This window comes from Paenibacillus sp. FSL H8-0034 (genome assembly GCF_038000305.1).
Classification (GTDB): domain Bacteria; phylum Bacillota; class Bacilli; order Paenibacillales; family NBRC-103111; genus Paenibacillus_S.
The window spans coordinates 4,000,900-4,012,972 of the sequence record NZ_JBBOBS010000001.1 but is presented as its reverse complement, the minus strand read 5'-3'; the positions used below and the strand labels follow the sequence as shown (position 1 = coordinate 4,012,972).

Genomic DNA, 12,073 nt, shown 5'->3' with positions numbered 1-12,073 from the left:
TCAACTTTCGAGCAAAAGCTCCGAGACGACATCATACAAGGGTTTATGGCAAAGGTTTCAGCATTCCCTCTGCTCTCTGGACATAAGAGCCTTCGTATTTTTTCTCTTCATCGCTTTGATATGGTGTACATACAAATAACCCCTCTCATCCTAAGGCGACAGAAAACAACTGCCGATCCTATAGGGACGAAAGGGGAACATTTCGTGGTACCACCCTGATTTGCCAAGAATCTTGCGATTCCAGCCTCATGAGGTAAGATTTCTCTTACCTGCTGCACGATAACGTGTGCCACTCCGTTTGAGACTACTCATTGAATCCATGCTGAATTCAACTTTCGAGCAAAAGCTCCGAGACGACATCATACAAGGATTATGGCAAAGGTTTCAGCGTTCCCTCTGCTCTCTGGACATAAGAGCCTTCGTAATTTTTCTCTTCATCGCAATTTATGATGGTTTTTATGATAGCACAACGTTTTCCATTTTTCAAATGGAATTCTGCTTCAGCCTGTCATACCCAGCGTATCCTTGCCTAAAGGCAGCTGCACATTCACTGCTTATAACCTTCCTCCAGTTCACACTTTTGACGCAAGTGATGACGCAAATGCATATCGACAAGAGCAAACCACTCCTGCGCGTTCAGCCATCCAAAGCCAGCATGTTTAACTTTGTAGTTTGGGTTGATCGTATTAAGCTTCCCTTCCCATTCTTTTATTTTCTGCCACACTTGATCGAGTCCACGCATAAGGTCTTCTATACTTTCCGTATTGCTGGGTGAGTTTGCAGGCCCGTCCGGCAGCTTGATTTTTATTGGCGGGAATCCGCCGAGCTGGTACAAATGTTCTCCAGCCTCTGTCTTCCCGAGCTTTTGCTCTTCACCAGCTGCCGCACACATTTCCACTTGGTCTAGGTAATCGAGCGAAGCGAGGATCAAGTGATTGTACATTTGGCCGAGAGACCAAACCCCTTGCTCGGAAATATGCCTTAGTTGCTCCAGCGAATAGCTTTGTAAAGAACATTTGTAGGTTTCAATCCATTTCTGATCACTCAAATGAACCACTCCTTTAGCTCTAATCACTGCTGCATGCTTGACCAGGAATTCAAGCCATACGTTATTTTATGTCATTAAGTATAGTTGTCTCACATACGGCCGCAATTCAACCACAGTTTCAAGAAAAGTGGTATACACATGAACCAGTGTCTTATTAGGTACGTCCTGTTTAAATTCCTGCTGCAGCAAATCGACCACTTCCTGCAGCTCGTGGCGAACATGCTCCGGCTTTGGAAGCTCCTGTATACGGGATGCCACAGCTAGCAGAAAATCATGGATCGTTTGGCCCTTAGTGTGGGAGTCAATGGGGTTAATATGATTAAAGTAAATACTCGACTCATTAAGCACAGGTTTGCCCTGTTTAAGAAGCATGTCATTAACAATGGCATCCATCCGTTCAACTAAGAAAAGCGCCAGTTCAGCCATCGGGAGAGCTATCACCTTTTGATGAGCGTAAGTGATATACTCCCTCAGCTGACCTCTAAATATAGCCACAATATCCCATATATATGTCTCAATACGATTTCCATATGCTTCATAAAAGCAATCCCGGTGCCAGGTAAGCATGGTAGCACGTTTCTTCTTCCAGACTGTAACAAACTTCTCATTACTGGTGATAGGAAGCTCTTTGAACTCACTCAGAAAAAAGTAATTTTCAAGTGTATACTGGAGCTGAAATTCAATTCTGCGCCGCAATCTCTCCATTGCCGTTACATCACCTTGTTGGCGATCCAGCTCTCTGGCTTGCTCGAACATGATGAGATGGCAATCCTCAAATACAGCGGTAAACAAATCTTCCTTGGAATCAAATATTTTGTAAATACTGCCCTTGGCCATGCCGCACGCATCCGCGATATCTTTCATTGAAGCGGAGAAATAACCTTTTTCTATAAAAACAGCCTTGGCTGTATGTAAAATTTGCCGCTTCTTCATTTCTTCAAGATCAATCATACCCTCACCTCACTGTTTATTCTGACATGCTTTCCTGACACGGTCAATAAAGGAGTTGACACTGAAAACTTAACAGTCATATAATGAACTCATTGGTTTCTGTATGTTGAAAGAGGCTGCCAAGGCATGTCGCTTTGGACACCACAATCGAACGAAAAGAAGTGATGATGCTATGAAAGGTTCTCTTTCAGCGGCCGATAGTAAATGGGTACAGCTGCTTTATTCCGGGGTGCTTGCTGTTATTGGCGGGTATATATTTCAATGGATTCATTGTCCCATTCCATGGCTGCTGGGTCCCATGGTTGCGGTTTTTGCCGGTTCCCGACTATCCAAAACAGTAAAGCCTTACTGGTCAGGGTCCTTGCGCGATGCGGGCATGATTATTGTAGGCTACATGCTGGGACTCTCATTTACACTGGAGACATTTGCACAAATCGGTAAACAACTGCCCTCTATGGTGCTGCTTACGGCACTACTGCTGATCTGCTCCTGCCTCATTGCCTGGTTGGTAGCCAAATTTTCCGGTCTGGATTTCCCTACTGTCTTGATGGGAAGCATCCCTGGAGGTTTGAGTCAAATTATCGCTTTAGCTGAGGAGCTCAAAGGGACTGATTTAACGGTGATTACCTTTTTGCAAATTTCGCGAGTCATCATGATTGTATTTTTTGTCCCTTTGCTGATTTTTAGCCCGTTATTCGGCTCACTGCACCATTCTCTTCCTGTTGCTGGCTCAACTGCCGCCGCGAGCTGGAGTGGATTATTCCCGCACATTGTGGTATATGCCGTTGTATGTACAGGGTTTGCGTTACTTTGGAAAAAAATTAAATTTCCCACAGCATTTTTGCTCGGACCGATGGTTGCAACAATTGTTCTCCATCTCTCTGGATTGCCAGGACCCACTCTGCCCCCATCACTTGTAAGTATTTCCCAATTGTTAATTGGCGGTTATTTGGGACTTATGCTGAAGCCTGAGAAATTGAACAATAAAGTTAAAATTATGGTGCTTGCTTTATTAAGCGGAGCTGCATTGTTGACTTGCTCCATTGGTTTGAGTCTCCTGCTGGCATTCATGCATGCAGTACCGCTGTCTACCAGCTTTTTAAGCTTATCTCCCGGCGGGATGGATCAGATGGGCATTATAGCAAAAGAGGTTAACGCAGATCTCTCATTCGTAACCTGTTACCAGTTATTCCGAACTCTATTTATTTTCCTCGTAGTGCCGCCGGTATTGAAGGCACTTTTCAAAGCAAGGCTGCGTCCAGAGGGCCGATTACCAGATAAAGCAAGTTGAGAATCCAGCAATAAGAGCACACATCCAAGGGAATCAAAAGTCCTTCATATGACACAAAAAAGAGCAGCTCGAATGCAATCATTCGTCTGCCCTTTTTGAGCCGCGTCAATCCATATGGATTAGTTGCGGTTAGCTTCTTCATCAAGTTTACTTTTGTTACGGAAATGCTGCACTACTTTGATGATACCCACAACCAAAGCCACGACAGCTAATATGTTGACCAGCAGCCCCAAGATATTCCCGATTCCCCCCAAGTCGCCCAATAAGCCGCCGAACAGCATACCAGCCAAACCACCGATGAGCAGCCCCTTCATCAAACCACCATTAAAAAATCCCGGTTTTGCGGTTGTACCCGGATTTGCAGTTGTGTTTGGTGTTTTGGTAGCTGTGCTTGGATCGGCTTTGTTGGCGCCGCTGTTTGGATTCGGAGTTTTGTCCAGATTAATGCTTTTCTTAGGAGCCTTGTATGACTTGGCAGCATCTGCTACGTCTACGTGACTGAACGATATGGCAATCATTAACCCCAATATAACCATAGATAACTTCTTCCACATACCATTAACCCTCCATCATTATTTTAAGTGTTTTATAACTAATAGTTATAATACGAAAAATAGGATCAATGGTTTCATCTTTTTCATCGTTATTACTAGACCAAAGGACATTATGACATGTACGATGGTACTCCAGACAAGCAATTAATAAAAAAAACTGATGACTGTTCAAGGCTAATCTGCTTCGTTCCATCTCTTGCTCATATGCACAATGTTCTCTGATTCCCTATAACATTCGCTGTAGCCTCGGGACTGCCAGAACGGATAACCTCCGGGCAAATGCAAAGAAGTATGCAAATAGCTCTCGCTGTAACCGACTTTTCTGGCAAATTGTTCAGCTTTCTCGTACAGACGACCTCCGCTTCCCCTTCTTCGACTATCCGGGTGGATATAAAACTTGACGATTTCGCAGACCGGTCCACTCCCTAAAAAGGGTTCAACCTCAGGAAACCGCCTATCGTACATTCGGACGGCAGCAGTACCGATAATACCGCCGCGATTCGTATCCTCAGCTACGAAAAAACCTGCATCCGCAGGCTGTATGTACACTCTTTCAAAAAAAGCCAAGTCATGCGGATTCTCATAGTATGAACCTCGCGGGTACAAATCGCTCATCATCGCTAATACAAAATCTTTAATTTCCGTGCTTCTGTCTGCATCCGCTGATACGATTAGAACCTCTTTTCCTTGCTTCATTAGCATGTTCCTCCTATCTCATCTGGATTCAGCTTATTGCATCGGACTTTCCATCGTTCGGTTCATCCACGTTATATATACGGCGATAGCTGCCAATCCTGCGCTTACTGCATACATCGTGCTGTATGAGAATCGATCCGCTATCGGTCCCATAGCCATTCCGCCCATGGAAACACCGAGATCAGCTGCTGCAATAAACAGTCCAATGCATACATTTCGAGAGGTTCCCGGCAGCACAAATGTCAAATACGAGGTTAGTGTCGGGTACAGGATCGCCTGGGCAATGCCAATGAGAACCGCTGCGGCATACAAAGCAATCGGCCCCCATGCCAGTGATAAGGACAACAATGATGAGCCAATAGCTCCAATCAAACAGATGCCTCCGACAAACCACGCATGCCATTTGCCGTCAGAAGGAATACGTTTACTGAACGCGAAGCGGGCGACAACAACAATTAGAGACTGTATCATCAGATAGAGTCCGGCATGTCCATATGAGATTTGCCGTGCATACAACGGGATGAATGCGGTCACAGTTCCAAACACGACGGATGCAATCATCATCAGTAAACTGCAAATCAGCAGCGGGCGATTGCTCACGATATGACTCAGGAGGGCTCGCATTCCCGTTATTTCTTTAGGGGTGTTTTCCTGCGGTCGAACGGAATGTATGGGAACACTGTAGCCAAATATTCCCGTAACCAGCGCAATAACAACCATTGTTATCGTAAAACCGCTCATACCACCATGATCCCAAATCCCGATCGCCATCAATGGGCCGATGATTGTCGGGATATACGTAAACAGCGAATATAGCGACAAGCCTTGAGAGCGCTGCTCCTCTGGCAGCGCGTCAATAATGCCAATCTGAAGTGCCATTGAAAAAAATGCGGTGCACACCCCCTGCATCACACGAGCGGCCAAATACCCCTCCAAACCGGTACATGTATACAGAACTAGGGCCAAACCGTTGACGATCAACAGGAAACGAAGCACAAGGACAGCTCCATGTTTCTGGACCAGATGGCCAGCCCAAGGACGAAATAACATGCTGGTGAACATATAGGCGCCCATAATGAATCCGATGTGACTATTGCTTGCACCCAATACTTCACTTCGTATAGGCACGATAACATTTAGGATTGAATTGGCACTAAAGAATAATAGAGCAAGTGTATACAAGCGTACGAAAGGCGCTGAAACGGCCTTGTTTATGATCATTAGAAATATCCTCCGGCCTCTTGTCTCCTATGTGTAGTCGTTGTTGGTTAACCGAGGTCGGGGCTTCGTCTTCAGTTTGTACGGTAAACGAAGCCGCTCCTCTCATACGATGATTGATTAGTCTATAAGAAACGAATCCCCTGATGGTAATCGACCCGATTTAATATCTCTGAATTTATATGTAGCGTGGAATCCGGAACGTCCAAGCCGTCAATTAAGTCTGATCTATAGTTGGCACTATCAGCAGGGCATGTGCTCCAAGGCTGCAGCTGCCCAGCCATCGTGCGGATCGTTTCAATATCAGCTGCAGTCGCAAAGCCTTGTTGTTCCATCCATTCATCATTGAACAGGGTTTGTATGTAACGCTCCCCACCATCGGAAATCATGCAGACTACACGTTTATCCGGTGTCAGTTCTTGTGCTAGCTTGAGGGCAACCAGTGCGCAAGCTCCACTAGAGGGCCCCATTAGGATGCCTTCATGACGGGCAAACACTCGAGCCGTGAGAAATGCCTGCTCATCCGTAATTTTATAAGCACGATCAATATTCGCCATGTTCAGGTTAACCGGAGTCCAACCCAGACCTACCCCTGGTATTAGATACGAATCCGTATGTCCTCCAAAAATGGCAGAGCCTACAGCATCCACGCCAATGACCTGAACATCAGGCGCAAACGTCTTTAGATACTTTGAAATACCACCTAATTGCCCACCGGTACTCACCGCTGTAATAAAGACCGCAAGGGTGTCTGAGCACATTTCCAGGATCTCACGGGCTGTGCTATTAAAGTGTGCTTCACTATTAAGAAGATTAAAGCACTGATCAGGCCGATACGAATTTGCTATTTCCTGCGCCAGTTTGTTGGCTAAGGCGATTCTTGTTTTATGATAGCTGCCACAATCATCTTTTTCCGTCACAACAATGACCTCTGCGCCAAAACATTTTAATAACGCCAAATTAGTGCTTGTCGTTTTGGGATCTACCAGAACGATAACACGATAACCTTTGGCCGCACCGATCATAGCAAGGGAAATACCAAAGTTGCCGCTTGAAGACTCGATGATCGTGCCTCCAGGCTTTAGCAATCCTCTGCGCTCAGCTTCATTAATCATATAAATCGCAGGTCGGTCCTTGATGCTTCCTCCAGGATTGAATCGTTCATATTTAAACAGCACTTGACCTTCGTTCGCTTTATTGGTGTTGGGAATCGTGATGAGCGGCGTATTACCAATGGTCTCAAGAATACTGGTGATCATAGCTTATCATTCCTTCCTTAATAAAGACCTTCTTCCATGTCACCCGCACATTTAAGCAGTAACTGCGTATGCGGCTGCTTACTTTCATGGAGCAGCTCACTTGCTCGTTTGGCTTCACTGAAGCTTCCATTGTTCATAACAGCAATATGGTCACAAAAGGAGCGAAGAACTCGAATGTCATGTGATATCATAAGAATCGAAAATCCAAATTGCTTATGCAAACGCTGCAGCAGTGCCAATATATGAGCTTGCACCCTCATATCTAAAGCGGATACTGCTTCATCGCAAATCAGGATTTCTGGTTTTACAACCAACGCTCTGGCAATAGCAATACGCTGACATTGACCCGTGCTTAGCTGAGGCGGACGCCTGATCTGTGTATCCCCGACAATACCCACTTCATTCAAATAGAAGGCTGCCATCGCTTCCCGTTCTTTATGCGATCCGATATGCAGGTATTGAAGCGGTTCCTGTACCAACTGCAGTGCATTACGCCGTGGATTAAGACTAGCTCTGGCATCCTGAAAAATGAATTGGATTTGCTTGCAAATTTCCCGCTTTTGTTGGCCTTGCAGCCGACTAATATCGGTACCACGATACAACACACGTCCTCCGCTCGGAGATTCCAAGCCGATCATACATTTGGCTAAAGTTGATTTGCCACAACCGCTTTGTCCGAGAATACCTAATATTTCCTTCTGATTCAACGTTAAATTAACATCATGCAGAACACGCTTTGTCCGATTAAAAGTCTTTTCCAGCTGAATGATTTCGAGCAAGGGTTCGTTATGCTGTTTCAGCAGCTCACGTTCACGCGAAGACCGTACGATTTGTGATCGGGATACCAGTAATTGTCGAGTATAGGCAGCATGGGGCTTCGATAATACAGATCCGGTATCTCCCTCTTCTTCAATTACGCCTTTATTCAACACAATGACTCGATTACTTATGGCATTCGCCACGGCAATATCATGGGTAATCAGCAGAACGGTTAAGCCAAGCTCCTCCTGCAGCCTTTTTAATAAATCAAGCACCTCTTTTTGGCTTACCGTATCTAACGCAGAGGTCGGTTCATCTGCAACAAGAACTGCAGGCTTGAGACACAATGCCAGAGCAAGACAAATACGTTGACACATGCCGCCACTGAGTTGAAATGGATAACATTCCAGAATGCTTGACGCATCCTTAAAGCCCAGCATGCTCAGCAACCGTGTACTTATGGAGGCAACTTCATCCGGAGCAGCAAGCCGATGAAAGAGCAGACTTTCTTTAAAATTCTCTTTTATTTTCAGAACGGGATTGAGTGCCTGCCGAGCATCCTGGAAGAGCATTGCGATTCCTCTACCTCTAATCTGCTCCCATAGTACGGACTTACCAGATAGAGCCACTGTCTTAGAGGAGCCCATCTGCAAAGTACCGCCACCTATATGCGCAGAAGGGGGAAGCAGCCCCGTGATGGCCTTGGCGATCGTTGATTTCCCTGAACCGCTTTCTCCTAACAGAGCAAGGATCTCGCCTTTTCTCAAATCAAAGGTAAGATTATCCAATATGTTAATGGATTGCTGGTTATGCTTATAGATCACATGCAGGTTGGTGACCTGCAATATCTTCTCGCCCTGTTGTTCCGACATGTTGTTCCTCCCCACCGTATTGCGCAGCAAAACTAACCTCGTAAGCAAGACTGACTATAGCTCCAGTTTTTCATACGGGTCCAGCCGATCTCGCAGCCCCTCACCAATTAAGTTAAAAGCCAGCACCGTAAGCACAATAAAGAAAACGGGCCCTATCAGTATATGCGGAGCTTGCAAAAAATGAACGCGCCCATCAGCCAACATGCTGCCCCATTCAGGAGTTGGCGGTTGTGAGCCGAGTCCAAGGAATGAAAGAGCTGCAATCGATAAAATCAAGCTGCCTAATTCAAAAGTAGCCAATATGAGTACCGGACTGATCGCTTTTGGCAGTAATTCCCGCAAAATAATGATGCTGCTGGGGGCTCCGAGCACTTGTGCTGCAGCAAAGGAGGTTTCATTCTTTGCATGCAAAACAACACTGCGGGTTAAACGCGCAAAGGAGACCCACCATACCGATACAACAACAAGCAGAAGATGAACAAGGCTTGTACCGAATAAAGCGGCAATAACCATAGCAAGCACCATAAAGGGAAAGGCTAACAGCACATCAATCAACCGCATCAAAATGATATCCAGAATAGAGCCATGAAACATGCCAGCCACTAAGCCCAGCAAAAGTCCGATCAAAAGAGCTGTACATAGAGCAAAGACCGACGAGATCAAGGTGGTTTTTCCTCCGTAAAGAGTTCGCGAGAAGACATCCCGGCCAAACCTGTCCGTACCCATAGGGTGCTTGATGCTTGGTTTGTCCAGACGTTCAGCTGCATTCTGCTTCAAGGGATCATAAGGGGTAAATAATGGCGCGCCCATAATGAGTACAGCCAATATACATAAAATAACGACACCTATAATCAGGCTGATCGGTTTCGTCGAGCTAGGCATATTCTTCAACTCCCTCTTTTCCTTTATAATGGATTCGAGGATCTACAAGCGCATATACGACATCAACGAATAAATGAATGAGCACTACTAACAAAACCATAACAAAAGCATAACCTTGAATGACCGGATAATCTTTAAGCAAAATACTGTCCAAGGCATATTTTCCAAGTCCGGGCCACGAAAATATGCTTTCGATGACGACGGCACCACTAATCAACGCCGTAAAAGAAAGGGCCACCATCGTGATGACGGGAAGCAGAGCATTTCTTAATGCATGCTTGACAACCCGTCTTTGATCCAATCCTCTTGAAAGGGCTGATAGCACATAGATCTGGCCGAACTCAGACAGCATATTGGCTCTCATAATTCGAATTAATTGCGGAGCACCAATCAGACCCAATGTAAGTGCGGGAAGCCATAGCCTCGTCAAGCTGGCTTCACTGCTAATTTCGTATACACCCATCGTCACGGCAAACAGCGATAATAAGCACAACCCAATGACAAACGCCGGTGTCGATGCCAGCGCTACGCAGGCAAGTCTAATGACGTTATCGTAAGGCTTGCCCGCCTTAAGAGCGGAGATCGTTCCCAAAAACAGCCCCAGCACAACCTGAATAAATAGAGCGGATACAGAAAGTATGGCAGTTGCAGGAAGTCGATCTGCGATTTCAGCGCTGACCTGTCTGCCTGTATGAATCGAGGTGCCCAAGTCCCACTGCACCAAGCGCCCAACCCATGCTGTATACTGTACGAGCATGCTCTGATCCAATCCCAATTGTGCTCGCAGTTGAGCGACCTTCTCATCATAAGCCTGTGTGTGATTCATGGCAGCCTCAGTAGGATGGCCCAGAAATATTTCAACAGGATCGCCTGGAGCCAAGCGAATCAAAGCAAAAATAATAAGCGTTGCACAAAATAATGTAATGAAAGCTTCCAGCATCTTGCGTAAAAATAAGGTATACATAGACATACCGCCTATTTCGAGCTTAATGACAGGTTGGCATTCACTACGTTCTCGAATTGTCTGAAGTGATCCTCAAAGCCATGAAGCGTTTGGCTAACCGCAGTAATTTGCGGACGCGGAAATAAACTAATGACAGGTGCTTGCTGAGCGACCCTCTCATTGATCTTAAGAGCCAGCTCATGGCGTGCTGCCGTGTCAGACGCTTCTCCCAATTGTGCGAGCCATGTATTGGTTTCTTCATCATTATAGCCGCCGAAATTGGCGCTTCCTCCAGGCGCATATTGACCGGTCAACAAAGTAAGCTCATCCCCGAACGTATTCCATGCTTCAATCGATGCATCCCAATCTCCGGATTTACGTGCCGTTTGGATCAAGCTGTAATCACCATGCTGTACCTCTGCCTTGACACCGATTCGGTTCCATTGGTTTTGCAAAGCTTCTCCTAATGCTTTATCGCCACCCCAGGTCATCAAGCGCAGGGTTAAAAGATTGCCATCCTTGGTTCTGATGCCATCGGGTCCTTTTTTCCATCCCGCCTCCTCCAATAGCTGCGCAGCTTTATCCGGATCAAACTTGGTGTACACAGTATTTCGTGCTTTTTCAAATGCAGGGTTGGAGCTTAACCATGTCGTAATCGGAATACTTTGCCCTTCCGCTGCAAGCACAACCAATTCGTTCCGATCCAGGGCCCACGACAAGGCCTGCCTGACTCTCACATCCTTCAGCTGAGGTCTGCTCAGATTCAAATAAATCGTTTGCGTATTGGCCGCCGGAGTCGCCGATAGCTTCACCTCTTTGTTGCCTTTGAATTGGCTCATACTCGTTGTCGGAATATTTAACACCACCTGGCTGTGTCCACTCAATGCGGAAAGCACCCTTGTCTGCTCATCGCTGATTTCTTCGTATACGATTTTTGGAATGATAGGGCTCTTGCCCCAGTAGTTACCGCTAGTTTCCAGCACCATTTTCTGTTTGGGGATAAATTCAACCACTTTATACATACCGGAAAGATCCATCGTATCCACAGCATCATGTTTGGCATCTGCATTGTGAATAATTGTCTGGTAGTAGGAAAGGTTTAGCGGCACCTGCAGATGGCTGCGCTTGGTCTTGACACGTATTGTGTAATCGTCCGTCTTCGTGAAGGTAAGCTCATCAAGAAAAGGCTTCGCTTGCAGATCAAGCGATTTTGATCGCTCTAGTGAAGCAATCACGGCCGATGCGTCAATCGCTTTACCACTCCAAAAGCGAGCTTTAGGTCTTAATTTGATCTCCCATGTAGTCGGATCAATCTCTGCTGCGCTTTCTGCAAGCGAAGGCTCCACTCCCCCATTGGCAGTGACTTTAAAAAGTGCTTCCCCTGCTCCGATGTTTCTTAAATAGCTTGAGGTAAGCGGTTTGACCGGATCCAGGCTTGCCGCAATTTCTTGACCGGCTACAACCAATTCTTGTTTCGTCGGTTGATTTGCCCCGTTCGTGCTGGTTGCCGTTGCAGCTTTATTGTCATTGCACCCCATTGCCGTAATGAGTGCACTTAATACAATGATGGATAATAACTTTTTCATAATAGCCTCCACTC

The 12,073-nt window shown here is 46.0% G+C and carries 11 protein-coding genes; 1 reads left to right on the top strand and 10 read right to left on the bottom strand.

The window, feature by feature from the left end; all coding sequences use genetic code 11:
- Positions 1-547 precede the first annotated feature (547 nt).
- Positions 548-1,048, bottom strand: a complete 501-nt coding sequence (locus NST47_RS18275; RefSeq protein WP_341156377.1) for a DinB family protein — start codon at positions 1,046-1,048, stop codon at positions 548-550.
- A gap of 66 nt (positions 1,049-1,114) precedes the next feature.
- The gene (locus NST47_RS18270; protein WP_341156376.1) at positions 1,115-1,999 is read right to left on the bottom strand and encodes a TetR/AcrR family transcriptional regulator; all 885 of its coding nucleotides are present in this window, start codon (positions 1,997-1,999) and stop codon (positions 1,115-1,117) included.
- A 172-nt stretch (positions 2,000-2,171) separates the two neighbouring features.
- Between NST47_RS18270 and NST47_RS18265 the strand changes: the two genes are divergently transcribed.
- A complete protein-coding gene (locus tag NST47_RS18265; protein WP_341156375.1) occupies positions 2,172-3,290 on the top strand; it encodes an AbrB family transcriptional regulator in 1,119 nt (372 codons plus the stop codon).
- A 119-nt stretch (positions 3,291-3,409) separates the two neighbouring features.
- Here the strand turns inward: NST47_RS18265 and NST47_RS18260 are convergent, their stop codons facing one another.
- From NST47_RS18260 to NST47_RS18225, 8 genes are all read right to left on the bottom strand, one after another.
- Positions 3,410-3,844 (bottom strand): hypothetical protein, encoded by a 435-nt coding sequence (locus NST47_RS18260; RefSeq protein ID WP_341156374.1) that lies wholly within the window; start codon positions 3,842-3,844, stop codon positions 3,410-3,412.
- 174 nt (positions 3,845-4,018) lie between these two features.
- Entirely contained in the window at positions 4,019-4,540 is a 522-nt protein-coding gene (locus tag NST47_RS18255) for a GNAT family N-acetyltransferase (protein ID WP_341156373.1), read from the bottom strand.
- Between the two features lie 33 nt (positions 4,541-4,573).
- Positions 4,574-5,755 (bottom strand): staphylopine family metallophore export MFS transporter CntE, encoded by a 1,182-nt coding sequence (cntE, locus tag NST47_RS18250; protein ID WP_445667469.1) that lies wholly within the window; start codon positions 5,753-5,755, stop codon positions 4,574-4,576.
- Positions 5,756-5,883: 128 nt separating this feature from the next.
- Positions 5,884-7,017: a cysteine synthase family protein gene (locus NST47_RS18245; protein WP_341156371.1), complete on the bottom strand. Its 1,134-nt coding sequence runs from the start codon at positions 7,015-7,017 to the stop codon at positions 5,884-5,886.
- Positions 7,018-7,034: 17 nt separating this feature from the next.
- On the bottom strand, positions 7,035-8,648 hold the full coding sequence (locus tag NST47_RS18240; protein WP_341156370.1) for an ABC transporter ATP-binding protein: 1,614 nt from the start codon (positions 8,646-8,648) through the stop codon (positions 7,035-7,037).
- 54 nt (positions 8,649-8,702) lie between these two features.
- Positions 8,703-9,530: an ABC transporter permease gene (locus NST47_RS18235; protein WP_341156369.1), complete on the bottom strand. Its 828-nt coding sequence runs from the start codon at positions 9,528-9,530 to the stop codon at positions 8,703-8,705.
- The gene (locus NST47_RS18230) at positions 9,523-10,494 is read right to left on the bottom strand and encodes an ABC transporter permease (RefSeq protein ID WP_341156368.1); all 972 of its coding nucleotides are present in this window, start codon (positions 10,492-10,494) and stop codon (positions 9,523-9,525) included. Before NST47_RS18230 ends, NST47_RS18235 begins: the two co-directional genes overlap by 8 nt.
- An 11-nt stretch (positions 10,495-10,505) precedes the next feature.
- The gene (locus NST47_RS18225) at positions 10,506-12,059 is read right to left on the bottom strand and encodes an ABC transporter substrate-binding protein (protein WP_341156367.1); all 1,554 of its coding nucleotides are present in this window, start codon (positions 12,057-12,059) and stop codon (positions 10,506-10,508) included.
- Positions 12,060-12,073 lie beyond the last annotated feature (14 nt).